At 59.0% G+C, this 23801-nt stretch carries 19 protein-coding genes, 1 pseudogene and 1 riboswitch; of the genes and pseudogenes, 12 read left to right on the top strand and 8 right to left on the bottom strand.

Annotation, left to right across the window (positions count from 1 at the left end):
• Together B097_RS12520 and B097_RS0104865 are read left to right on the top strand one after the other, a co-directional pair.
• A partial coding sequence (locus B097_RS12520; protein WP_018581423.1) for an integrase core domain-containing protein occupies nucleotides 1–242 on the top strand: 242 nt, incomplete at its 5' end.
• A gap of 87 nt (nucleotides 243–329) precedes the next feature.
• Entirely contained in the window at nucleotides 330–1100 is a 771-nt protein-coding gene (locus tag B097_RS0104865) for an enoyl-CoA hydratase (RefSeq protein ID WP_018581422.1), read from the top strand.
• A gap of 84 nt (nucleotides 1101–1184) precedes the next feature.
• Here the strand turns inward: B097_RS0104865 and B097_RS0104860 are convergent, their stop codons facing one another.
• The 3 genes from B097_RS0104860 to B097_RS0104850 all read right to left on the bottom strand — a co-directional run bounded on the left by B097_RS0104860 (nucleotide 1185) and on the right by B097_RS0104850 (nucleotide 4607).
• Nucleotides 1185–2030: a CoA transferase gene (locus tag B097_RS0104860; protein ID WP_018581421.1), complete on the bottom strand. Its 846-nt coding sequence runs from the start codon at nucleotides 2028–2030 to the stop codon at nucleotides 1185–1187.
• A gap of 73 nt (nucleotides 2031–2103) precedes the next feature.
• Complete coding sequence (locus B097_RS0104855; protein WP_018581420.1) at nucleotides 2104–3873, bottom strand: AMP-binding protein; 1770 nt, start codon at nucleotides 3871–3873, stop codon at nucleotides 2104–2106.
• 164 nt (nucleotides 3874–4037) lie between these two features.
• On the bottom strand, nucleotides 4038–4607 hold the full coding sequence (locus B097_RS0104850; RefSeq protein WP_018581419.1) for a TetR/AcrR family transcriptional regulator: 570 nt from the start codon (nucleotides 4605–4607) through the stop codon (nucleotides 4038–4040).
• 163 nt (nucleotides 4608–4770) lie between these two features.
• Between B097_RS0104850 and B097_RS0104845 the strand changes: the two genes are divergently transcribed.
• Together B097_RS0104845 and B097_RS0104840 are read left to right on the top strand one after the other, a co-directional pair.
• The gene (locus B097_RS0104845; protein ID WP_018581418.1) at nucleotides 4771–5970 is read left to right on the top strand and encodes an acyl-CoA dehydrogenase family protein; all 1200 of its coding nucleotides are present in this window, start codon (nucleotides 4771–4773) and stop codon (nucleotides 5968–5970) included.
• Nucleotides 5971–6031: 61 nt separating this feature from the next.
• Entirely contained in the window at nucleotides 6032–6805 is a 774-nt protein-coding gene (locus B097_RS0104840) for an SDR family NAD(P)-dependent oxidoreductase (protein WP_018581417.1), read from the top strand.
• Nucleotides 6806–6808: 3 nt separating this feature from the next.
• Here the strand turns inward: B097_RS0104840 and B097_RS0104835 are convergent, their stop codons facing one another.
• Both B097_RS0104835 and B097_RS0104830 read right to left on the bottom strand, forming a co-directional pair.
• On the bottom strand, nucleotides 6809–7951 hold the full coding sequence (locus tag B097_RS0104835) for an acetoin utilization protein AcuC (RefSeq protein WP_018581416.1): 1143 nt from the start codon (nucleotides 7949–7951) through the stop codon (nucleotides 6809–6811).
• A gap of 11 nt (nucleotides 7952–7962) precedes the next feature.
• Nucleotides 7963–10599 carry a GNAT family N-acetyltransferase gene (locus B097_RS0104830; RefSeq protein ID WP_018581415.1) on the bottom strand — a complete coding sequence of 879 codons (2637 nt, stop codon included), beginning with the start codon at nucleotides 10597–10599 and terminating at the stop codon, nucleotides 7963–7965.
• 274 nt (nucleotides 10600–10873) lie between these two features.
• Here B097_RS0104830 and B097_RS0104825 point away from each other — a divergent pair, with 274 nt between their 5' ends.
• Complete coding sequence (locus B097_RS0104825; RefSeq protein ID WP_018581414.1) at nucleotides 10874–12391, top strand: CoA-acylating methylmalonate-semialdehyde dehydrogenase; 1518 nt, start codon at nucleotides 10874–10876, stop codon at nucleotides 12389–12391.
• Between the two features lie 60 nt (nucleotides 12392–12451).
• The gene (gene mmsB, locus B097_RS0104820; protein WP_018581413.1) at nucleotides 12452–13330 is read left to right on the top strand and encodes a 3-hydroxyisobutyrate dehydrogenase; all 879 of its coding nucleotides are present in this window, start codon (nucleotides 12452–12454) and stop codon (nucleotides 13328–13330) included.
• On the opposite strand, the gene B097_RS0104815 is transcribed toward mmsB, so the two are convergent.
• Nucleotides 13327–13908 carry a TetR/AcrR family transcriptional regulator gene (locus B097_RS0104815; protein ID WP_018581412.1) on the bottom strand — a complete coding sequence of 194 codons (582 nt, stop codon included), beginning with the start codon at nucleotides 13906–13908 and terminating at the stop codon, nucleotides 13327–13329. The genes mmsB and B097_RS0104815 overlap by 4 nt on opposite strands.
• Before the next feature lie 109 nt (nucleotides 13909–14017).
• Here B097_RS0104815 and B097_RS0104810 point away from each other — a divergent pair, with 109 nt between their 5' ends.
• The 3 genes from B097_RS0104810 to B097_RS12515 all read left to right on the top strand — a co-directional run bounded on the left by B097_RS0104810 (nucleotide 14018) and on the right by B097_RS12515 (nucleotide 17387).
• Entirely contained in the window at nucleotides 14018–15496 is a 1479-nt protein-coding gene (locus tag B097_RS0104810; protein ID WP_018581411.1) for a GntP family permease, read from the top strand.
• Nucleotides 15497–15536: 40 nt separating this feature from the next.
• Nucleotides 15537–15806 (top strand): hypothetical protein, encoded by a 270-nt coding sequence (locus B097_RS0104805; RefSeq protein WP_115324642.1) that lies wholly within the window; start codon nucleotides 15537–15539, stop codon nucleotides 15804–15806.
• A 63-nt stretch (nucleotides 15807–15869) separates the two neighbouring features.
• Nucleotides 15870–17387, top strand: a complete 1518-nt coding sequence (locus B097_RS12515; RefSeq protein WP_147287118.1) for a hypothetical protein — start codon at nucleotides 15870–15872, stop codon at nucleotides 17385–17387.
• Nucleotides 17388–17393: 6 nt separating this feature from the next.
• On the opposite strand, the gene B097_RS0104795 is transcribed toward B097_RS12515, so the two are convergent.
• Complete coding sequence (locus B097_RS0104795; protein ID WP_026254314.1) at nucleotides 17394–18596, bottom strand: MFS transporter; 1203 nt, start codon at nucleotides 18594–18596, stop codon at nucleotides 17394–17396.
• Nucleotides 18597–18635: 39 nt separating this feature from the next.
• Entirely contained in the window at nucleotides 18636–20267 is a 1632-nt protein-coding gene (locus tag B097_RS0104790) for an acyl-CoA carboxylase subunit beta (RefSeq protein ID WP_018581407.1), read from the bottom strand.
• 143 nt (nucleotides 20268–20410) lie between these two features.
• A riboswitch (TPP riboswitch) is annotated at nucleotides 20411–20515 on the top strand.
• A gap of 16 nt (nucleotides 20516–20531) precedes the next feature.
• Between B097_RS0104790 and B097_RS13900 the strand changes: the two are divergent.
• The 3 genes and pseudogenes from B097_RS13900 to thiO all read left to right on the top strand — a co-directional run.
• Nucleotides 20532–22044 (top strand): annotated as a pseudogene (locus B097_RS13900) (bifunctional hydroxymethylpyrimidine kinase/phosphomethylpyrimidine kinase); the annotation flags it as partial.
• Nucleotides 22034–22687: a thiamine phosphate synthase gene (locus tag B097_RS0104780; protein ID WP_018581404.1), complete on the top strand. Its 654-nt coding sequence runs from the start codon at nucleotides 22034–22036 to the stop codon at nucleotides 22685–22687. The pseudogene B097_RS13900 and the gene B097_RS0104780, both read left to right, overlap by 11 nt.
• On the top strand, nucleotides 22680–23795 hold the full coding sequence (gene thiO / locus B097_RS0104775; RefSeq protein WP_018581403.1) for a glycine oxidase ThiO: 1116 nt from the start codon (nucleotides 22680–22682) through the stop codon (nucleotides 23793–23795). Before B097_RS0104780 ends, thiO begins: the two co-directional genes overlap by 8 nt.
• The last annotated feature ends 6 nt before the right edge of the window (nucleotides 23796–23801 follow it).

Here is a 23801-nt window from a genome sequence, read left to right as displayed (position 1 = left end):
TGATGGAATCGATCAACGGGCTGTACAAGACCGAGTGCATCGGCTCCCGGATCTTCACCCCGGAGCGCTTGGAGTCGATCGTGGACGTGGAGCTGGCGACCATGTCGTGGGTGCAGTGGTACAACACCCGTCGACTGCACTCCACCCTCGGGATGGTCCCACCCGCGGAGCACGAGGAGACCTACTGGGCCGGGCACGCTACAATCACCGAGTCACCTGAGAGGGTGGCTCAGCCAATCTAACGGTGGCAACAAAACCGTGACGGTTCAACTTACTGACCCTCACCTGCGCGACTTCCAAACGCGCATTAACTCATAAAAGGAGAAACCATGCCTGAGAACATCCTTCTAGAAACACGCAACAACGTCGGGTACATCACCCTTAACCGCCCGAAAGCACTCAACGCGCTCAATGATCAAACAATGCGCGAAGTCGTCGACGCAGCACAATCCTATGACAACGATCCAGACGTGAAATGCATCGTCATCACCGGATCTGAAAAAGCATTCGCTGCAGGCGCCGATATCAAAGAAATGGCCAACAAGACCGCCACCGAAATGTACAACGCGGACTGGTTCGCCGGGTGGGACGGTTTAACTCGGGTCCGAATTCCCGTCATCGCTGCCGTGTCAGGCTTTGCTCTAGGCGGTGGGTGTGAGCTGGCTATGATGTGCGACTTCATCATTGCTTCCGATACAGCGAAGTTTGGCCAACCCGAAGTAAACCTTGGCGTGCTCCCAGGCATGGGAGGATCCCAGCGGTTGACTCGCGCCGTCGGTAAAGCGAAAGCCATGGAAATGTGTCTTACGGGACGACACATGGGTGCCGAGGAAGCTGAAAGAGCCGGCCTCGTCTCGCGCGTTGTGCCAGCAGGAGACCTCCTCAACGAAGTGACCAAGGTTGCTGAGACGATAGCCTCAAAATCTCGTGTAGCACTGCAGATGAATAAAGAAGTTGTCAACGCAGCGTTTGATACGACTCTCCAGCAAGGCGTGATGTACGAGCGCCGGGTCTTCCACTCTGTGTTCGCCTCCGCGGATCAGAAGGAGGGCATGACGGCCTTTGCGGAAAAGCGAACCCCTGATTTCCGTGATCAGTAATCGCTTAACGACGAATAGCCCGCTGCCGTGAAGATCTAATAAGTCTTCACAGCAACGGGCTGTTGTCGACTGGATGATTCAACATCACCGAAGTGCGACGATGGGGAGATCATGATTCAGGGCCCAATGATCCCAATAAGAACCTGGATGAGCGGCAAAGAAGTCTGCGAGGCTCTGTTTTTGTTCGGCCTCGGACGCGGTGGGTGAAATGCCTACGTGCTCGCGTAGGGCCGTTGAAAACTTCGGCTCTAGGCAGGCGACGGCGATCCACGTGCTGTCTGCTGCTTGATACATGCCGTAGTAAGCCGAGTTGCCGCCGAGTATCCCGGAGGGACCAGTCAGACCAAATCGGTATGCGGTATTTGTCCACGCAGCGCGCTCTGCCAGAGAGACTTCGAAGAAGGAGCCCTGTCCGGTGTGAGCGTTGTGATAAATCGCCGCAAGAGCAAAGGAAGTGGCTCGTTGAGCACCCGCGAAATCAGCTACGAGCTGCCGGGGAAGTACGCCTGGGACCAATGCTGAAGCTTCCGCCTGATATGTCAGGTCATGTCCCGGAATATTTGCCTCGTCGCCATTGTGGCCTACGATAGCCACATAACCTATGTGCTGATGCCTAGCATGAACCTCGTCAGGGCTGAGCCCGAGCCTTTTCAATGAGTCGGTGCGTGATGAGGTAATAAGAACGTCCGCATCGTCGAGAAGCTGATGCAGGCGGCCGAGACCGGCACGCAAATCGATAGTGATAATCTCCTGCCCCTCGTTGAGCCACTGATAAAACTCCGGACTGTAAGACTGCATCGGATCACCGGCAGGGGATTCAACCTTGATGACGCGTGCGCCGAGCATACGAAGCTCACGTGCTGCTGCGGGGCCAGGCAAATTGGGGGCGATGCTAACGACCGTCTTCCCCCGGAGAATTGTGTCATTCATAAGGAACCTTTCTAAGAAAATGCAGAAGAGGTTGCACAGCTAGGAGCCATGCAACCTCTCTATCACGGGGCTACTAACCCTTCAGGGATGGAAAATCAGTGTCTGCGTATTCATTTTCTGCCTTGGTGGCGCCCTCGTCGGCTGCGTGAATCTCCTGCTCGCGTTTGCGCAGATCAACACGACGGATTTTGCCCGAGATTGTCTTCGGCAGCTCGTAAAACTCCAGGCGGCGGATGCGCTTATACGGTGCCAAGGCGTTGCGGCAATGGCGCAGGATATCTTCCGCTACTTCATCCGATGGCTCTACCCCTGCTACTAGGGCAACGTAGGCTTTGGGAACAGCAAGGCGTACTGGGTCTGGTGATGGGACCACCGCCACCTCAGCGACATGAGGGTGCTCGATGACAGCAGACTCCAACTCGAATGGGGACAGCCGATAATCGGAGGCCTTGAACACATCGTCGTTGCGTCCTACGTAAGTGATATAGCCTTCTTCATCCATTGAGGCGATATCGCCGGTGTGATAGAGGCCGTCGCGGAACGTCTCTGCGTTCTTCTCGTCCTCCCGGTAGTAGCCAGGAGTGAGGCCCACTGGATTGTTGTCTAGCTTCAGGCAGATTTCTCCCTCGGCCGCTGGCTGTTCTGTGACTGGATCGATCAGAACAATGTTCTGGCCCGGTAAGGCTCGACCGACAGCACCTGGCTTCACCTCTTGGCCAGGGGTGTTGGCGATTGCCAAGGTCAGTTCAGTCTGGCCGTACCCGTCGCGAACCGTCGTTCCCCAATGCTTTTCCACCAGCGCAATCATTTCTGGGTTAAGCGGCTCGCCCGCGGAAAGAATCTTCGTGGGTGGAGTCTTGATGTGGTCGAGATCTGCACGAGCCAACATGCGCCACACGGTTGGCGGCGCGCAAAAGCTTGTCACGCCTTCTCGCTCCATATTGTCCATCAAATCGGTGGCAACGAAACGCGAGTAGTTGTACACAAAGATTGTGGCCCAAGCAATCCACGGTGCAAAGAAGTTCGACCACGCGTGCTTCGCCCAGCCTGGAGCCGCCACATTCAGGTGAACATCATCCGCGTTAAGCCCGATCCAGTACATGGTGGTCAGATGGCCTACTGGATATGAAGTATGCGTATGCACGACCAATTTGGCGCGTGAAGTGGTGCCCGATGTGAAGTACATGAGCAGCGTCTCATCTGCCTGAGTTTCCTGTTTCGCTACGTAGACCTCGTCGGCATCGAAGGAGTCAGAATAGTACTGGGTAGGGTGTGCGCTTTGCGCGGGAGTGCCGTGCTCGTCGATTTGGATAACGGTGAAATCACCGGTGACGCCATCAAACTTGGCGGCATCCTCGGAGTTAGCAATGACCCAAGAAATCTCTGCACGTGAGGTACGGTCTTGTAGATCCTCCTCGCCGAGCATTGCTGTTGCTGGATTCAACACAAATCCGCCCTTAATACAGGCCAGCATGGATTCCCAAAGCTCAACTTGGTTGTTCAGCATGAGCATGACACGCTGGCCGCGCTGAACTCCGATGCTTTCCAACCAGTTTGCCAACTGAGCGGATCGACGTGACATCTCGGCAAAGGTCCGCGAGGTACGAGTTCCATCGACTTCGCTAATTACCAAAGCCTCGCGGTCACGTGATTCAGGTGAGGCGCCCAGATAGTCAAACCATTCTAAGGCCCAGTTGAACGTGTCGAAACGAGGCCATTCGAATTCAGCCTTGGCGGTGTCGTAGTCATCGCTGTGCTCGACCAGGAACTGGCGGGCTTCCTGGAATTTGGTGGTGTTTGCTGTGGGGAGGTCATAGGTAATTCCCGAACTTTGTGTGCTCATTGTGGTCCTCCATAGTCGTGGGCGTGACTTTTCTAGTGGCTTGAGACCCATCTCGAAAAGAGTGTGATGTGTATCTCATTGTGGGTTCGATGCTAAATGGAGTGACGGTGAAAATGCGAGCATCTTGGGAAAGTTCGGGCACCGCTGGGGTGAATGCCGTTCTACTAAGGCTGGATTGGAGGAAGGGAAATGCCAGTTAGGAGCATCTTTCCGAGCTCTCTGTACGCCTCGGGGGTAGGGGTTGAGGCTGGGGTCCGTTGCTGTTGAATTGCTTCGAGAGCCGTGCTGACCATGGAGGCGGTGAACTGGGGGTCAAGGCCGCGGAACTCTCCTTCACGAACGCCAACCTCAATCGTGCGAGCCAATTTAACTGCCGCGGCCTGCGTGTTAGTGGAGTAGATTTCGCGTGAAACTTCCTCAGCAGCCATGTCGCGCCAGAAGGTGGCGGAGGCGATGGCCGTGGATTGTGCAATAGCGTCAAAGTATCGTCTGATCGCATCTGTTGGTCCCGTCCCGGAGGCAAGCGCCTCATCGGTGTGCTGAGTGATTTCGCGAAAATATGACACGATCGCACGTTTTACGACATCGTCGCGCGTTGCGCCAAGCGCATACAGGGTGGCTTTAGAGCAGCGGTAGGTGCGCGTTGCGCCGTCGATAGTGAAGCCGGAGAAGCCATGCTCAAGGAAGTCGGAGCGGATTTTGAGTAGTAGTGATTCTTGTCGCGGGGTAAGCATGGGGTCTCCGTGGGGATGGGAAGGGGGTGAATGGCATTCTAGCGCTTAACTTTTGGCGAAACCTATTGTGTTCTAGGTCACGAGCAGTACACTTGGTCATTAAATCGTACAGGTGCTGCGGTGCAGAGATCGCGAGCAAGGAATAGCTGAGAAAGGCGCGTCTATGATTACCCCACAGATGACCAACCAAGACATACTGAGCGACATCACCTTCCCAAACGCGGACATTCTTGAGATGGTCGATCAGCTCGATCCAGTTGAGAGGGAGGAATTTCTCGAGGTTCGTGAATTTCTGCGGACCGAAATTCGACCCCATGTTGGTGAGTATTGGGACCGTGAAGAGCTTCCCTTTGACCTCCTGCCGAAACTGGCGGAACACGGCCTGGGCAACATTGCCTTGTCAGGGCATACAAAACTTTTTAATGGTCTGGTGTACGCGGAGGTCACGCGCGCCGACGTGTCACTTTCTGCCCTCGTGGGTATCCACAATGAGTTAATCGTCGAGCTTATCCATGAGTTGGGGTCTCAAAAGCAAAAAGACACGTGGCTCGACGGCCTGAGCAATTTCACCAAGGTCGGCTGCTTCGGCCTCACAGAGGCAGACCACGGTTCCGACATCGCGGGAGGACTTTCTACCACCGCTGAAAAGACTCCTGATGGATGGGTCATTAATGGCGATAAACGCTGGATCGGCGCGGGTACCTTCGCAGATTTCTGCATTCTTTTTGCTCGCGATGTCGAAGACAACGAAATCAAAGGCTTCTTAGTCGAGCTGGATCGCGAGGGTGTAACCAAGGAGAAAATCAGCCGCAAGATGGGCCTGCGTATTATGCAAAACGCTAACCTCATCTTCGACAATGTGCTCATCCCAGAAGACAGCCTGATTCCTGGCGCAGCATCGTTCAAAGCCACAAACCTTTTTCTGAAGAATTCTCGGGCCTGGGTGGGTTGGCAGGGTGCTGGCGTTCAGCTTGCCATTTTCGATGCGGCACGTGCCTACGCGGTCACTCGAGACCAGTTTGGCCGCAAGATTGCGAAATTCCAACTAGTGCAGGAACCTCTTTCACGCATCTTGGGTAACGCGACAGCATCTCTCGGCCTCATGTGCCAGATCGCGCGTCTGCAGGAAGAAGGCCGTATGGAGATGGTGCACGCCGCTTTGGCAAAATCGACAACAACCAGACTGGCGCGAGAGTCTGCGGCTGCAGGCCGCGGTGTTCTCGGTGGAAATGGCATTCTTACAGACTTTGAGGCGTCCAAACTCATGGCGGATGCGGAAGTGCTGTTTACCTATGAGGGAACTTATGAGGTTAATTCGCTCATCGTTGGTCGTGCCGTTACCGGTCAATCTGCATTCGTTTAAACGACTGCGCCCACGTGACATTTGTACTTAATTAACTTGCACATATTTGAAGGACATCGTTATGACACTTTTTGAAACAAACCCAGTTGCCATCGTGACAGGCGGAGCCTCAGGCCTCGGCGCTGCTACAGCTACCGCATTGAAGAACCGTGGAGCTACCGTCGTCGTTTTTGATCTGCAGGGCAGCATCGATCGAGCCCGGGAGGAAGGTACTGCTGAGGAAGGGATCACCTACCGCGCGGTCGACGTCACCGATTCGGGCCAAGTAGCGGAGGCAGTCGCAGAAGCAGCAGAGCTTGGAGAGTTGCGCATCGTCGTTGCATGCGCAGGAATTTGCCCTTCGATGCGTATTGTCGGCAGAAAGGGAACACACTCGCCGGATGTGTTTGCCACCACCATGAATGTCAACGTGATGGGTACTTTCCATGTCCTCACGGAAGCGGCGGGGCACATGGCCCAGCTCGAGCCACTCGACAGTGGCGAGCGCGGTCTCGTTGTCATGACTGCGTCGGTGGCTGCATTTGAAGGCCAAGTAGGCCAATCGGCATATGCGGCATCGAAGGGAGCGATTCATTCGCTGACCATTACGGCCGCTCGCGACTTGGGCAGTTTGGGTATCCGGGTGAATGCTGTGGCCCCTGGCATCGTCGAAACGCCCATGATGGCTGGGATCAGCGAAGAATACCGGACGGAGCTCGAGGCCAACGTGATTTTCCCTAAGCGAATGGCGCGGCCAGCGGAGTTCGCGCAGCTCGTTGAGGCGATTGCTGAAAACACCTATCTCAACGGTGAAACGATCCGCCTCGACGGTGCATTGCGGATGCCACCGCGTTAAATCCTACCCATAGGGATTTAAACCCCAATAGGGGAAAACGGCCTTCGATGTAGCTTGTAGCGCTATGTCGGGGGCCGTAACTGTCATCTTCCCGGCTTGGTAGTTCGCAAGTGAAGCGTCGGCACCGGCGTCGCCAAATGTGGATGACCCCGCTACACCGATGGTGTCGTCCCAATCGTCGGGCATACGTTCTGAAAGGCCGAGATCAATATCAGCGACAGTTGCCACTACTTGTGTCCAAATCCTAGCAACGGAATCTGGATCATATCCGCCGCCGCCCAAGGCTACCCATTTACCTGAACCGTACTTATCAACCCAACGTGCAAGCGAATCTAACGCAACCTTTTCCGCATCGACGGAGATATTCAGGTGGCTTAGCGGGTCTCGGGCGTGGGGATCGGAACCGTGCTGGCTAATGACTATCTCAGGTTTAAAACTCCGCAAAACCTGAGGCACAATTCCGTGTATTGCATCCAGCCACTCTACGTCTGTGACCTCAGGTGGTAAGGCCACATTCACTGCTGTTCCCAGGGCGTTTGGGCCACCAATCTCATGAGCAAATCCAGTATTAGGGAAAAGATAGATGCCGGACTCATGGACGGAAATGGTAAGGACGCGGGGGTCGTCCCAAAAAATCGCCTCCACTCCATCGCCGTGGTGCGCATCAAAATCGACATATGCAACGCGCTTCGCGCCCTGCTCGAGTAACCAAGTGATGGCAATCGCTGCATCATTGAAGACACAAAACCCTGATTGTTGAGATGGAAAAGCATGGTGGTGCCCGCCAGCCAAATTTACGGCTCGATGGGTCTCGCCCTCCCAGACCAGGCGGGCTGCTTCCACGGTGGTGGAAGAAATAAGCGCGGATGTGGCGGCCAAATCAGGGCGTAGTGGATGGTCTACAGTGCCAATCCCAAAATCTAGCGCCACCTCATTGCGCTGCAGCGCATCCATGTATTCCCTAGAGTGCACAGCCGCCACCAGCTCAGGATCAACGACACCATGGCTACGCATCTCCACAGACTGATCGATACCAAAATGGTGGATTAGCGCCATCGCGTGCTTCAAACGATTGGGCCGCATGGGGTGTTGTGGGCCAAAGTGATATTCATTGAGCGCGGCGTCCCAAAACAAGATCGGGGCCATGGCTTTTCCTCCTAAGAGATAGTTCGGGCCAGCGGGTCACGGTTCGTTGGGAGAGGAGCAATCCGCATTTTCGCTCCAACCACCTCGGTATGATGACTCCCCGCGATTAGCGGTGACAGTTCCACTTCTGCAATGGCGGGGTTATCGTCGTTAAGCGCACTCAAAGCAACAAGGACGTCGCATACCGCGGCCTTGTCCACGCCGGTGACACCGCGATAACCATTGAGCAGCTCCGCAGCTTTCAAACCATCCAGCATTTCTGACGCCTGAGCACGAGTGAGTGGGGGAGTGCGCCAGGTCAGATCCCCCAGCATTTCGGAAGCGATCCCCGTGATCCCCACTGACATCAGAGGCCCAATCGCGCGGTCTTCGAATGCGCGGACAGTCAGAGATGTCCCCGACGGAACATTTTTCTGCACCACAGGGTCTAGGGCGGAGGGGTCTGGACCTAAGCCCAATTCTTTGCTTGTCGACGATAATTGCTCCCAGGCCTCTTGCATCTCGCGACCGTTACGGATGTGCCGAATGACAACTGGGAGTTCAGTCCGGGCTCGGACTTTGGGATTTACACACTTCAGAACAACATCCCACCCCAGCTCTTCACCTGCTGAGCAGGCTTGCTCCATGCTGCTTGCAGCTCTCCACGGCAGAAGCGTGATGCCGTAACACGCCAAGATTTGGGCACATTCATCATCGGTTGCCCAACGACCTTGGGGAGCGTCAGCAACAATGCCTTCGATGATCTCACGCGCAGAAGCTATCGAATCGGAATGATCTGCTGGGGCAGGATCGTCTCCCTCTAAACAGTCAGTGGCAGCATTCGCTTGTCGACGAGCAATCGCCTTCCACACCAACGACAGAGCTTCTAGGGCTTCGGCGTAGGTGTCATAAATGGGCAATTCTCCGCGTGCTTCTGTCCCAGCGGCGTGAGAAGTAGGGATATCAAAGCCAACAAAGCTGGCGGCTAGAGGAACAGTGGTCTCCCGAGCCGTTAACGCAAGGGCCTCGTGTATTTCGTTAAGGGCATTACCGAGTTCGACAGCAGTCACCACAACAGCCCCGATCTTCGGATCATCTAAAGCTGCGTGAACGGCATTCATGATGGCGGGTAGGGAATCGTCGTCAAGCGCTTCGTAGATGACCCCGCGAAGTCCGAAGCGCTGTGCGGACTGCTCCATCTGCTGGGTTAGTCCTGGAGAGTTCGAAATGATAGCGACGGTATCGCTTGTCGGCTCCGGCTGGCGGGCGAGGATTTGCGCAACATCGAACATAGTCTCGCGCCGATTCACAACAATGGCGCCAGCATGCTGAATGACTTCATCCAGTGCAGTCGGCGAGGCCGTATGCAGCGATGGATCAGCGTAGTGCTGAGAAAAGCGCATTGCCCGCGAAGGCATGAAGATGATGACATGTTTCTCTCCTGAGAGACGCCGCAGGATACGGAAAAACTTTCGCGGATTACCGATGGAATCAATCGAGAGCAAACAAACATCTGTGGCATCGTCAACGCTCCAGAACTGCAACGTGTCATTGACTGTGATGTCGGAAAAAGGGCCAGTAGAGATGAAAGTGCTGAGCCCGATCTTGCGCTCAACAGCACGTGAAAGCATGAGCGTTGCCACACCAGCAGTTTGAGCAAAAATCCCGATGCGGCCGTACCTGGGCATCACATGAGGAGAGAGGTTGACGCGTACTCCGGGATGGGTATTGATGAACCCTAAAGACGACGGCCCGAGCATCCGCATCCCTGCGTCACGCACTGTGGAGACGATAGCTCGCGATTCAGCTGGGGTGAGATCTCGATAACGGCCGTCAGTGGCAAACAGCACCCCGTTGGCGCCTTTACTTTTGGCGACACTGACGAGGTCGTCGAAAAGCTCTGAATCATAATCAGAAACGACGAGGTTCACAGGCCCAGCGATTTTTTCTAAGGCCGATAATCGTTCACGGGGGTTGTCTCCCCGGAGCGTATGAATGCTACCTGCAAAGTCATTGTTTTTAAAAGCTGCTGAAGCCAATGCTGAGTGACCGGCTACCGCAATGACTTTCGGAGTGACTAGTCGACGGATTGAATTCGATTCTGAACGAAGCTCGCGCCGCTCCATTTCGCGAGCGGATGAACTACTAGGGGCAATGGGAAAATCAACCGTGATGAAACCATCCTCCAACTGCGGATTCACTTGATAACCTGCGGAGACGAAGACCCACTTCATTTGGCGATTTTGAGTGAGCATTTCTGCCGTAAATCTGTCGATTCCACGCTCACGGCCCACCTCGGCCAAGTGTTCCAACAGAAGAATCCCCACACCGCGACCTTGTTCCTTATCTTGGACGAGGAAAGACACCTCTCCTACTCGCGACGGTAGCAGCGCAGGGATTAATGAATAGCTAGCTACAGCGATAATGTCACCGGCTTCTTCGGCGACCAAAGTGACCTTGTCGTGCCCATCGACGTCAAGCCAGTCAGCAAGATCTTCGTCGGAAAGCTCTGGGTGAGCGGAGAAGAAACGAAAGTACTTCGACTGGTCAGATACTCGCGAATAGAACGCGACCAATTCGTTCTTATCGTCGGGGGTGACGGGGCGGATTGTTGCAACGCTACCGTCATTCAACAAGATGTCAGCTTCCCAGTGGCTGCGAGTACTCATCTGGTCTGTCTCCTCGATAGTCGGGTGGGCGCGAAAGAGATTGCTGGAAAGCTTAGTTAAGTGTCGCGCATGTGGGCAGGGTGAATGCCATTTACCCGCAGGATGTTCTTGCCCTGGTGGAGCTGATGCAGGTAGATAATTTTCATTTAGGAAACGGAGGGGGTGAATTGTGTTTTAGATCAAAGGAGTCATTGCAATGTGATCTGGATTACTGCGATCCTGAGGGTGTTGCAGAAATACCTAACCGAGGTTTATTCCGAGATAGGAGATCATCATGGCCACTATTAATCACTTCCTGGACGGCGCATCCTGGGAAGGCACGTCCAATGAAACCCAAGCAGTGCTCAATCCCTCCACGGGAGCGACACAGGCAGAAGTCCGTCTGGCAAATACCGAGGATGTTAACGCAGTCATTGAGTCGGCCCGAAAGGCACAACCTGCCTGGGCTGCGTATAACCCACAGAAGCGTATTCGCATCATTATGAAGTGGATCCAACTCATCCATGATAACGCGGACGAGCTGGCACGCACCCTGTCGCTAGAGCACGGGAAGACCTTCGCGGATGCAAAGGGGGATATCTCCCGAGGTGTCGACGTACTCGAATTTTCATTGGGCGCCCCGCATCAGCTCAAAGGCGAATACTCCACAGAGGTCGGAACTGGCATCGATACCTACTCATTGCGCCAGCCTCTAGGGGTGGTTGCGGGGATCACTCCGTTTAATTTCCCAGCGATGATCCCGCTATGGAAGGCGGGGCCAGCACTCGCGGCAGGAAATGCGTTTGTGCTTAAGCCGTCGGAGCGAGATCCTTCCGTGCCAGTGCGCTTGGCAGAGCTGTTCCTCGAAGCAGGCGGCCCAGCTGGTGTCTTTAACGTAGTGCACGGCGACAAAGAAGCTGTAGATGCGATATTGCAGTCTCCGGTAATTAAAGCAGTTGGCTTTGTTGGCTCGACCCCGATTGCTCAGTACATCTACGAACAGTGCGCATCGACAGGGAAACGTGCTCAATGTTTCGGTGGTGCCAAGAACCACGCGATCGTGCTACCAGACGCAGATATCGAAGCCACCGCGGACGCCATCGTCGGTGCAGCTTTTGGGTCTGCCGGTGAGCGTTGCATGGCGCTCTCCGTCGCGGTGCCTGTTGGCCAGAAAACCGCGGATAAACTCCGCGAAGCAGTAACTCGGAAAGCGAAAGAACTCACAGTTGGCCATAGCTTGGACCCACAAGCTGACTACGGCCCTCTTGTCACTGGTGAGGCGAGGGAACGTGTTCATTCCCTGATCCAAAGTGGCATCGATGCCGGTGCAGACCTAGTCCTTGATGGACGCGACATCGACATGTCGGAAGCTTCTTATGACGGTGAATCGCTGTCCGATGGCTTCTACTCTGGTCCTACTTTCTTTGACCACGCGACCCGTGACATGGACATCTACACCCAAGAAATCTTTGGCCCGGTGCTGACCATGGTGCGTGTGGACACCCTCGAGGAAGCGATCACTTTGGTGAATGATCACGAATACGGCAACGGCGTCGCAATCTTTACTCAGAATGGCGGGGCGGCTCGTGAATTTGTGAAGAATATAGAAGTTGGCATGGTTGGTGTAAACGTGGCGATTCCTGTTCCGATCGCCTACCACACTTTTGGCGGCTGGAAGCGATCTGGTTTTGGAGACCTCAATCAGCACGGCCCCGATTCTTTCCGCTTCTACACAAAGACTAAAACCGTGACGTCACGTTGGCCTGATGACTCTGATGCAGGTCCGCAGTTCACGATGCCTGTGATGAACTAAAAGATGAACCCCCGGCCTGGGCTTTAACGCCTCAGGCCGCCAATAACGAGAGGAATGACAATGACGACTGTAGCTTTTGTTGGTCTCGGAAATATGGGCGGCCCAATGGCCGCAAACTTAGTAGATGCCGGCTATGCAGTACGCGGGTTCGACGTTGTGGACCAAGCAATTGTCGCAGCACGAGAAGCTGGAATCACTACTTGCTCAACTGCGGCTGATGCCAGTGCAGGTGCCGACATCTTAATCACGATGTTGCCCAACGGCGGGCTAGTCAAACAGACCCACGAAGAGATTCTCCGAGAAAACGGGGAGATTCCAGGTTTAGTCATCGACAGCTCCACCATTGCTGTATCAGAAGCGCGAGACTTGGCTGAAGAGGTAGAAAAAGCCGGTTCTGCATTCATTGACGCGCCTGTCTCTGGTGGTGTGACGGGATCTAAAGCTGGGACTCTTGCATTCATGGTCGGGGGTGATGTTGAAGCGTTTGATCGAGCAAAACCGCTTCTAGATGTGATGGGCCGTTCAGTCACCCACTGCGGCGAGGTCGGCACCGGTCAGGCCGTTAAGGCGTGTAACAACATGATTCTGGCCGTGCACCAGATCGTTTTAGCAGAGGCCATTGTCATGGGCGAGCGCCTTGGGCTGGATCACCAAGCCTTTTTCGATGTCGTCTCGAATGCTACGGGAAACTCTTGGGCGCTGTCTGTCAACGCACCTGTTCCTGGCGTGGTTCCGGACAGCCCAGCGAACAATGAGTTCAGACCAGGTTTTTCCGCAGCACTGATGCTCAAGGACCTCAAACTGGCGATGAACTCCGCTGCCGAAACAGGAACGGAGACTCCGCTGGGGGTGATTGCTGCACAGCAATATGAGCAGTTTGTCGAAGCAGGCAATGGTGGGCTGGACTTCTCCGCCATCATCAACGAAGTGCGGAACTAATTTGGCTCACCATCGACAATGCGCTGAAACTTTGCTCCGTAAAAATCGAGTAAGGATTCAGCGCTGAAAGATGCCAGCATCTCTGGGTCGAGGCGTCGCATAAAAGAAAGCCCAATCAATAACGAAATACCTGCATGCGCGCGAAGTTCCGGAGAAGGATCCGAGAAAGGTGCCTCATCGCGGATTCGTTGCGCAAGCAGCGTATGCAGATCGCTGCGGATCTGCTGCCCAATCGCAGTGAGACTTTCTTGATCTCCACTAGCAATGGAAATGGTTCGTGCCATTGAATAAGGCGCGTTATGCGGCGCATCTAAAGTCTCGGCAACGGCAGTTCGGCCAAGATCAGAAAATTCACCGGAAAAAAGGTTCTGCGCGGAGACAGAGAAATCTAGCGTCTCTACGAATAGAGCACCTTTACTTCCGAAGTGTTTCACGATCAATGCGACGCTGACATCTGCGGCGACAGCAATGTCTTTGAGCGAAACCTTTGCGTAGGACTCTTGGCTAAAGAGTTCCCGTGAGCATTCAAGGATCCGCTGCTTGGTGGCAGATACTCCTGGACGAGAACTGGTGGACATAGACCCAAGGATACTCATTCAGCACTCGTCGAAAGTGTGGATCTGCGTAAAAGGTCTAGAACAGTGTGACAAATCAAGAAGTAATAAATGAAAATGGAAGGTAAACAACGTGGTCATCGCATTTATAGGGGTGGTGGTTTCCCTACTTTTCCTCGTGATTTTTGCGTATAGAGGTCATTCAGTTGTCGTCGTGGCTCCTCTTGCCGCATTAATCGCTGCACTTGCGTCGGGTGCTCCATTGCTGGGAACCTATACGCAAGTCTTCATGCCGGCTCTGGGGAACTTTGTTGTTAAATATTTCCCACTGTTTCTTCTTGGCGCTATTTTCGGCTACCTGATGACATCCACCGGATTGGCTCGCTATCTCGCACGTGGGATTACTGCACTTTTCGGCCCGAAACGAGCGTTGCTATCGACGGTAATCGCTACCGCCTTGCTGACTTACGGCGGCGTGTCCGCGTGGGTCGTGGCTTTCACCATTGTTCCCATCGCAACAGCGTTGTTTCAAGAAGCCGACATCCCTAAACGGCTGATGCCAGCCGCGATTGCTTTTGGCACCATCACGTTCGCGCTTGCCTCCCTGCCAGGCTCTCCGCAGATCCACAATGCTATTCCGACGAGTTACTTCGGCACAAACGTGTATGCGGCCCCTATCTTTGGTGTGGTCGCAGCAGCAATCATGCTGGTGTTGGGGATGGCGTGGCTGGAATTTAGGGTGAGAGCTCTGCATCGCAAAGGCGAACGTTTCGACCCGATTGACGCTGAGGGCAATATCATCGAGCTCCCCCGGGACAGTGGAGCAGCGATGGGGGAGACAGAAGCTGACATCGGTGGTGAAACTTTCAAAGCCGAGGGGACAGTAGATACGGCTGTTGAGCCAAACGTAAAGATTCAAGGCCTGCTCGGCCTGTTGCCCATCGCCGTGGTCATCATCACTAATTTCCTTATGGTCTATGTGGTCGCCGACCTACTGGATGCGGATTACCTTGCAGAAGAGAAGTATGGGGCAACCTCCATTGATGGTGTGATCGGCGTGTGGTCGCCGGTTGTGGCTCTATCGGTCGGTGTACTTGTCATTGTGGCCACGAATCCGCGACGCTTTAGGGAGTCCATCGCAGATTTGTCTGAAGGCGCGAAGAACGCGATTCTGCCGTGTTTCACAACAGCTAGTGAGGTTGGATACGGCGCTGTTGTCGCCTCGCTGGCAGTTTTTGCAACGGTGAAGAACTCCATGTTTGGGATCAGCGATAACGCTTTAGTAATTTCCACGGTGTCCACCGCGGTGATCTCAGGAATTACGGGATCGTCGTCAGGCGGTCTCAGTATTACGATGGAAACCTTGGGTACTCAACTAGCGCAACTCGCCGCTGAACAAGAAATCAGTCCTGAACTGATGCACCGAGTTACTGCAATGGCGTCTGTGAGCTTTGACTCGTTCCCGCACAACGGCGCAATTTTGACCATGCTTATCGTCTGTGGCATGACCCACCGCTTGGCGTATAAAGATATTTTCGTTGTGACGGTGGTTGTCCCGTTAGTAACTCTCGTGGCAATGCTGGGAGTCAATGCCGTAATTCCGCTAGCTTAGGTTCGCTTCAGCGCTCCGCACCGGCGCGTACCATTGAGTGGTGCTTGTTACTGTTCTTTTGTCCATCACCTTCGCCTGCGGGTTGATCATCGCGGGCCTGCACGTGATCAATCGGCTGTTCATCGCGCCGGTTTATGATGTCGTGCTCAACCTGGCCGCGTTCGGGGCGGCCACAGCGTCGAATGCGCTGCTGGGCCAGCCGGTCCCGGCGATTCTGTCCGGCTGCGCGGTCGTGGCGTGGCTCTGGCTGGGTCTGCGCACGTACCGCGCGATCCGCAATGGTCTGGTCGCCGGAGGGGTCCGCGCTTAACGACGAGGCGCCGATAACCCGCCGGGCTAACACTTCCCGGCGCGTTGCTCTACGATGTTCCAAGTGATTGACGCTGGAATTTTGGATCGTGACCCGTACCTGCTGCTACACGCCGACACGCACCTCGTCGACGTCGTCCTACCCACCTTGGCCGCCGACCACGGCCTGAGCGAGCCGACCTGGACCGTCGAGCAGACATTCGCGGACGGCTCCACCCGGACGCGCACGTACCCCGCGCCCACCGGCGACGACTACCCCGTGCGCGTGGGGATCCCCGCCGCATTCACCGGCATTTCCGTGGCGTTGCGCGACGGCGAGGAGGTGCATCACGGCCCCGTCACGTTCCGCGGGCTTAACGACGATTACCCCTTCCTTCTGCTCCATGACGGGGAACGCAGCGTTGACCCGGCCGGTGGGATCCTGCAGCTGAACTACACACTGTTGGCACCGAAGGGCACCACGGTGGACGGCGCTGCGGCAACCCATGAGCATCCGGTGGGGCCGTGGGCGGGGTGGTCGTCGATAAGCGTGGATGCCCACGGCGTGGAGGGACTGACCGTGCACGTGCCGGGTGGGGAACCGATCGAGGTCGCCGTGGCCGGACACCCGGTGTATGAGTGGGACTTTTCGGTGACCACGCTGCCGAACGCCGAGACCGAGGACCGCGAACCGGTGTACACCACCTCCCCGAATATCAACATCTTCGGCGCGGGCCAATGGTTCCTCGAGCTCACCTACGCCCCGCTGGGCGGCGAGCAGGAACTAGTGCACGAAGCCGAGCTGGAACAAGGCGGGCTCTACGAGGTCTTTCCAGCCGATGCTTACGACGAGGCCTGGGTGGGCCGCTACAAGGTGGTGCTCTACAGCGGGGATGATGTCGTCGATACGCGATTCCTGTCGATCGCCGAGGGCCTGCACATGCGCGCCAAGAATGAGGGCCCGAAGGGGACTGACTTCCGCTTCATCGACATCACGGGCGCGCTGTCGCCATTCAGCTATGTGCTGGCGGGCACCAAGGCCAAGCCCATCGGAATTGAGGGCGGCCAGAAGCGCTTCTCCTCCACGGAGACCTCGCGCGTAGAGACCGTCACCAGCGACTCCGGCTACGAACTCACCTTCGTCGTCGTACCCGAAACCCTGCGCACCCGCGTAATCTACGAGGGCGCCGAACCCGCCGAATTCCGCGAAAAGATCACCATCCCCGCCGCGTGCCTTGCCGCCGGGGAAAAGTTCACCGTGTACTCGCCCCGCCCGCTGCCACTGGCCAAGCTGGTCACGCTCGACCCGCTGCAGGGCGTGAAGAACTTGGTCAACACACTAGGCACTGACGAAGCCGTGGTCTCAGTCAGCGTGACGAACAAGGCGCTGGCGCGCACCGTGCGCGAGAAGCCTTCGTGCGAGCTCTACTTGCTGTGGAGCGAAGTCACTTACGACGAATACCTCGACGGGCTGGGGGAGAAGGCGCGGGCGGTGCACCTGAAGCGCTCCCAGGAACACCGCGTGATGGAATACGAGGCGGAGGCCTCCCAGCACCTCATCTATGCGGCCCTGGCCACGGTGGAAGCGGGCGAGGAGGAGTAATCGTCGCTAAGCGCCGTGCTGGGAAACGCGCGCGACCGGGCGGATCGAGACCAAGCACACCAGGATGCCGGCGCCCAGCACCCACGCGTAGGCGTGCGGCCCGGCAAGACCGGTGGTGGCGGACAGGGCGGACACGGCCAGCGAGATCATGAACGGGATGAAGAAGCCGACATAGGCCAGCGAATAGAAGATGCCGACGACCGCGCCGAACTGGCCGGGCGGCGCAATCTTCTCCGCCTCGATCAGCCCGCCGACCATCATGATGCCGTAGGAACCGCCCATCACCGCGGCGGCCAGCCACATCACCCACGCCGAAGCCGTGAGCGCTGCCGCGATGCTCACGATGAGCCCGAGGATCGCGATGCTTAATCCCAGCACCGCCAGCGGACGCGTACCACCTGCGCTGACGCGCGTGGCCAGCGGCTGGATCAGCACGCCCGCGGCCATGCCGGTGCCGGCGAGCAGGCCGAGGAAGGCGGTGGGCCAGCTCAGCGCGACAGGCACGTTGCTGGGGGTGGCGGTGAAGGCGGTGGTGGCCACGCCGAAGGTCCAGGGCGCCCAGGCGGCGATCGTCCAGAAGAACCGGCGCGTGCCGACGATCGGCGGAAACACTTGGTGCGGCCCCTCACCCGAGGTCTGCGTTTCCGGAACCCGCCACGCCAATATAAGGGCGAGGCAGGCTAAGACAATGTGGACCACGTAGGGCGTGAGCTCCGGGGCAGGGGCGAACTGGGCGACCAGGCCCGAAAACGCGGGGCCCAGACCGAAACCTGCGGACACCGCGATCGTCGCCCGGCGCGGGCCGGCCGCCGCATTGCCCGCCGACAGTTCCTTAATCCACGCCGAGCCCGAAGCCATCCCCATCCCCACGGCGACACCAATGATGATGCGCCCAACAAACAACGGCCACGACCACCCCAGCGCGCCCAATGCCAGGATCACCGACCCGACCACGGAGATCATCAGCCCGGGCAGCAGAATGGGGCGCCGCCCGAGCGAATCGGACCGCGCCCCGAAAAAGAGCAGCGCCGGGATCAAGCCCACCGCATACACGCCCATCATGGCGGTCAGCGTGGACTCCGGGCTGCCGTGCTGCTCACGGTAGACCTGCAGCATCGGCACGAAGAGGTTCGCGCCGAAGCCCAGGCTGAACATGGCGAAGCCGATGCGCATCCAGGCACGCGGAGGGAACTTTAGGGGCGTCTCCATGCGTAGAGCCTACAAAGAATCCGCCCCGGTTGTGCGGGATTAGAGCGGGATGTTGCCGTGCTTGCGCGCCGGGCGGGTGACGTTCTTGTCCGCGTACAGGCGCAGGTTGCGTGCGATCACGCCGCGGGTCTCCGAAGGCAGGATCACGGCGTCGATTAGCCCGCGCTCGGCGGCGAGGTACGGGTTGAGCATGAAGTCCTCGTACTCGCGCTCGAAGCTCTTGGCCAGCTCGTCGACGTCGAGGCCCTTCTCGCGCGCCTCGGCCAGCTCCTTGCGGTAGATGAATCCGACGGCGCCGGCGGCACCCATGACGGCGATCTGGGCGGTCGGCCACGCCAGGTTCACGTCGGCGCCCAGGCCCTTTGAGCCCATCACGCAGTACGCGCCGCCGTAGGCCTTGCGCATGGTCACGGTAATCTTCGGCACGGTCGCCTCACCGTAGGCGTAGAGCAGTTTCGCTCCACGACGAAGGATGCCGCCGTATTCTTGGCCGGCACCAGGCAGGAAGCCGGGGACGTCGACAAGCATGACGATCGGGATGTTGAAGGCGTCGCAGGTGCGCACGAAGCGGGCGGCCTTCTCCGAGGAGTCGATGTCCAGGCAGCCGGCGTAGACGCTGGGCTGGTTGGCGACGAAGCCGACGGACTGGCCCTCGATGCGGCCGAACGCGATAACGACGTTCTCGGCGCGCTGCTCCATGATCTCGAGGTATTCGCCGTCGTCGGTCAGCTTCTCGATGACCTCGCGCACGTCATAGGGCTGGGTGGGGGAGTCGGGGATGATCTCGTCCAGTGCCAGGTCGTCGGCGGTGATGTTCTCCTCGACCGCGCCCTCGTCCTTGGAGTGCTGCTCCAGGGGTGCCTTCGCGCGGTTATTGGAGGGCAGGAAGCCGACCAGGTCGGCCACGTAGTCGAGGGCGTCCTCGTCGTTCTGCGCAACATAGTGGCAGTTGCCGGCGGTGGTCATGTGCGTCATCGCGCCGCCGAGCTCTTCCTGGGTGATTTCTTCGCCGGTGACGGTCTTGATCACGTCAGGGCCGGTGACGAACATCTTGGACTTCTGGTCCACCATCACCACGAAGTCGGTCAGCGCAGGCGAGTACGCGTTGCCGCCGGCGCAGGCGCCCATGATCACGGAGATCTGCGGCACGACCCCGGAGGCCTTGATGTTCTGGTAGAAGGTCTGGGCGATCCAGTCCAGCGACACCGCGCCGTCCTGAATACGCGCGCCGGCGCCTTCGTACAGGCCGATCAGCGGGCGGCCGGTGGTGATGGCCAGCTCCATGATCTTGACCATCTTCTCGCCGTAGACTTCGCCGAGCGCGCCGCCGAAGACGGTGCCGTCCTGGGAGAAGATGCACACCTCGCGGCCGTCGATGGTGCCCCAGCCGGTGACGATGCCGTCGGTCACCGGGCGCTTGGCCTGCATGTTGAAGTCGTGCGTACGGTGGCGTGCCAGCTGATCCGTTTCGACGAAGGACCCCTCGTCGAGCAGGTAGTCGAGGCGCTCGCGGGCGGTGAGCTTGCCTTTGTCGTGGACTTTCTCAATGGCTTTCGCGCCCATGGGCCGGTGGGCTTCCGCGCGGCGCTTTTTCAGGTCCGCGATTTTGCCGGCGGTGGTGGAGGTGTCGGCAATGTTCTCGAGATCCGTGAAACTTGAGGAAACTGTCATGTTTTGGGAGTGTAATCACTTTTGAGGTGAAAAGCCATCGCCACGCCGGTGTGTTTTGCATCACTAGGGTGCGGTGCGGGGGTGGGGCAGAAGAATTCGTCGAAAAGCGCCCGCGCGGGCGACGCCGTATATTAGCGTCACTTCCTAACGGCACGGGGTGCCCCTCGCACAACGCGAGGCGCTGAGATTACACCCGTTGAACCTGATTCTAGTTAGTACTAGCGAAGGGATTGTCCCATGCAACATGTGCATCATTGCCCTGCGCGCGCCAGCATTCCGCGCGTTCTGTCCATCGCCGGCACCGACCCCACCGGAGGGGCCGGCATCCAGGCCGATATCAAGGCGATCACCACCGCCGGCGGCTTCCCCTATAGCGTGGTCACCTCGCTGGTGGCGCAGAACACGTGCGGGGTCCGCGAGATCCACACCCCGCCGCTGGAGTTTTTGCGCTCCCAGCTGGACGCCGTCTTCGATGACGTGGCGGTGGACGCGATCAAGATCGGCATGCTGGGTTCGGCGGAGATCGCGGAGCTGGTCGCGGAGCTCGTCGCCACGCGCGAGTGCCCGGTGATCCTCGATCCGGTGATGGTGGCGTCGTTTGGCGATCACTTGCTTGCCGACGATGCCACCGCCGCACTCATTGCCCTGGCGCAACACGCCGACGTGCTCACCCCGAACCTGCCGGAACTTGCGGTGCTTATCGACGATCACCCCGCCACCACCATGGACGCCGCCATCGAACAGGCCCGCATCCTTGCGGCGAACACTGGGGCCGTGGTGGTGGCCAAGGGCGGGCACCTGCAGGGACCCCAAGCCGATAATGCCGTGGTCACCCCGGCTGGCGAGGTTACCCGCATCGCGGTGCCGCGGGTGGACACGCGCAACACACACGGCACGGGCTGCTCGCTGTCCTCGGCGATCGCCACCCGCCTGGCCTGGGGACACGGCCCCGTAGACGCCGTGCGCTGGGCCACCCGCTGGCTCCACGAATCCATTCGCGCCGCCGACGCCCTGCAGATCGGCAAGGGTAACGGGCCCGTCGACCCACTCACACACGGCCCGCCGCCTGCAAGAAGTGGCCCGGGCAAGCACCACGTGGTCGTCGACAAGCGAACCGGCTCGCGCGCGGATCGCCCCCGTCGGCCCGCACACCGAGGCCCTGTGGGAGGTTGCCGCGCCGTGGATGACCGATATTCTGGCGCTGCCGTTCATCCGCGACCTTGCCGACGGCACCCTGCCCGCCGAGGATTTCCGCTTCTACCTGGGACAAGACGCCCCCTACCTGGTCAGGTACGCCGCCGCGCTCACTGCGCTGGGCGGGGCCTGGGCGGAGGACGCGCGCGGGGCGATCGCCGACGAGCAACTCATGCAACGCACCTGGCTTGCCGACGAACCGCCCGCCCAACCCTCGACCGTCACGCAGGCGTACACCGACTTCCTGCTGGCCAGCGTCCACAGCCAGCCCGCCGCGGTGGGGCAGGCCGCGGTGCTGCCGTGCTACTGGCTCTACGCCGAGGTCGGCGTGCGCCTGGCCGAGGCCAACCACCCCGACCACCCCTACCACGGCTGGCTGGCCACGTACGCCGGCGATGATTTCACCGAGGCGACCACCGCGGCCCTGCACCGGGTCGAAGCCACGCTGGCCGCTGATCCTTCGCTTGCCGACGAGGCCGCCCGCGCTTGCCGCATCGCATCGCGCTACGAACTGGACTTTTTCGCCCAGGCCGACCGCGCCTGGACCGCCACCCCCGACGAAAGGGCCGCCCATGAGCGCTAAACCGCCCCTTGACCTGCGCTGCTACGTCATCACTGCGGACCCGGCGCGCGCCGCCGAAGTCGCCGCTGCCGCCGCCCGTGGGGGTGCAGGGGTGGTGCAGGTGCGCAGCAAGCCGATCTCGGCGCGCGATCTGACGGACCTGGCGGCGTCGGTGGCCGATGCCGTGTGTGCCGCGAATCCCGCCACGCGTGTGCTTATCGACGACCGCGTGGATGTTGCCGCAGCGCTCATGCCCACCCACCATATTCATGGCGTTCATATTGGGCAGGATGATCTGGACCCGCGGTTGGCGCGCGCGGTGCTGGGCCCGGAGGCGATCATTGGGTTGACCACGGGCACGCTCGAGTTGGTGCGCGCCGCTAACGCCTATGCGGGTGTGATTGATTATGTGGGTGCCGGCCCGTTTCGGCCCACCCCGACGAAGGATTCCGGCCGCCCGCCCCTTGGTGTGGAGGGCTACCCGGCGCTGGTGCGGGATTCAGAGGTACCTGTGGTGGCGATCGGCGATGTGCGTGTCGACGACGTCCCCGCCCTTGCCGCCACCGGGGTTGCGGGGGTGGCGGTGGTCCGGGAGATCGGCAGCGCGGCCGACCCGGAGGCGGTGGCGCGTCGCATCGTAGAGGGGATGGGGCCTCGTGGCTGAACATGTGATCGTCGGGGCGGGCATCATCGGCCTGACCACCGCCTTCGAGCTTGTCGACGCCGGCGTGGACCCCGCGGCGGTGACGATCATTGATCCGGACCCGATCAGCGGGGCCACCTGGGCGGCCGGCGGCATGCTCGCCCCGATCGCGGAAGTGCAGTACAAGCAGGAACCGCTCTACCCGCTGATGGTGGAGGCCGGGCGCATCTTCCCGGACCTGATTCGCCGCCTCACCGCCGCCGGCGCGGGCCCGCTGGGGTATCGGACCGAGCCCACCTTCGTCGTGGGTGCCGACCGCGCCGACGCCCACCACCTCACCGACTTGACCCAGCATCAGCACGCCCACGGCATGGAGGTAAACCGGTTGACGGTGCGCCAGGCCCGCCGCCTCGAGCCCGGCCTGCACCCGCGCATCGCCGGGGCGGTGGAGATTCCCACCGATCACCAGATCAACCCGCGGATGTATACGCGCAGCCTCTTTGACCTGCTCCTCGACCGCGGGGTACGCCATCTTCCGGTGGCCGTCGACACGCTTGTCATGGACGGCTCCCACTGCGTGCGTGTGCAGGCGGGCGAGGGCATCGTCGTCAAGCAAGCAACCGTGTACCTGGCCAACGGGCTGGGCGCGGCACAGCTTGCCCCGTGCCGGCTGGAGCTGCGCCCGGTGCGCGGCGACATGCTGCGGCTGTGCGTCCCCGACGGCCAGGAAGCGCCGGTGGGCCGGGTCGTGCGCGCTTTCGTGGAGGATCGGCCGGTGTACATCATTCCGCGCACTGACGGCACCATCGCCGTGGGGGCGACCTCGCGCGAAGACGGGCGCACGCTGCCCGCCGTCGACGGGGTCTTCGCCCTGCTGCGCGATGCCATCCGCATCGTGCCTGGTCTGGAGGACTGCGAGCTACTCGACGCGACCGTCGGCGCCCGCCCCGGCACGCCCGACGACCTGCCCTACCTGGGGCGCGTCGGCGAGAACCTGATTATCAGCACCGGCTATTTCCGCCACGGCATCCTGCTGTCCGCGCTGGCCGGGGAGGTCGGCGCGCGGCTGGGCACCGGTGGCGCGGCCGGCTTCGACATCTCAGCCTGCGACCCACTACGACACACCTAAGGAGAC

This window comes from Corynebacterium pilosum DSM 20521 = CIP 103422 (assembly GCF_000373805.1).
GTDB lineage: Bacteria > Actinomycetota > Actinomycetes > Mycobacteriales > Mycobacteriaceae > Corynebacterium > Corynebacterium pilosum.
The sequence above is the reverse complement of the archived record's forward strand: the minus strand, read 5'-3'. Positions and strand labels throughout refer to the sequence as shown.

Excerpts from the sequence above, each read along its gene's own strand:
- B097_RS0104865 (WP_018581422.1), top strand. The coding sequence starts at position 330 with ATGCCTGAGAACATCCTTCTAGAAACACGCAACAACGTCGGGTACATC.
- B097_RS0104860 (WP_018581421.1), bottom strand. The coding sequence starts at position 2,030 with ATGAATGACACAATTCTCCGGGGGAAGACGGTCGTTAGCATCGCCCCC.
- B097_RS0104855 (WP_018581420.1), bottom strand. The coding sequence starts at position 3,873 with ATGAGCACACAAAGTTCGGGAATTACCTATGACCTCCCCACAGCAAAC.
- B097_RS0104850 (WP_018581419.1), bottom strand. The coding sequence starts at position 4,607 with ATGCTTACCCCGCGACAAGAATCACTACTACTCAAAATCCGCTCCGAC.
- B097_RS0104845 (WP_018581418.1), top strand. The coding sequence starts at position 4,771 with ATGATTACCCCACAGATGACCAACCAAGACATACTGAGCGACATCACC.
- B097_RS0104840 (WP_018581417.1), top strand. The coding sequence starts at position 6,032 with ATGACACTTTTTGAAACAAACCCAGTTGCCATCGTGACAGGCGGAGCC.
- B097_RS0104835 (WP_018581416.1), bottom strand. The coding sequence starts at position 7,951 with ATGGCCCCGATCTTGTTTTGGGACGCCGCGCTCAATGAATATCACTTT.
- B097_RS0104830 (WP_018581415.1), bottom strand. The coding sequence starts at position 10,599 with ATGAGTACTCGCAGCCACTGGGAAGCTGACATCTTGTTGAATGACGGT.
- B097_RS0104825 (WP_018581414.1), top strand. The coding sequence starts at position 10,874 with ATGGCCACTATTAATCACTTCCTGGACGGCGCATCCTGGGAAGGCACG.
- mmsB (WP_018581413.1), top strand. The coding sequence starts at position 12,452 with ATGACGACTGTAGCTTTTGTTGGTCTCGGAAATATGGGCGGCCCAATG.
- B097_RS0104815 (WP_018581412.1), bottom strand. The coding sequence starts at position 13,908 with ATGTCCACCAGTTCTCGTCCAGGAGTATCTGCCACCAAGCAGCGGATC.
- B097_RS0104795 (WP_026254314.1), bottom strand. The coding sequence starts at position 18,596 with ATGGAGACGCCCCTAAAGTTCCCTCCGCGTGCCTGGATGCGCATCGGC.
- B097_RS0104790 (WP_018581407.1), bottom strand. The coding sequence starts at position 20,267 with ATGACAGTTTCCTCAAGTTTCACGGATCTCGAGAACATTGCCGACACC.
- B097_RS0104780 (WP_018581404.1), top strand. The coding sequence starts at position 22,034 with ATGAGCGCTAAACCGCCCCTTGACCTGCGCTGCTACGTCATCACTGCG.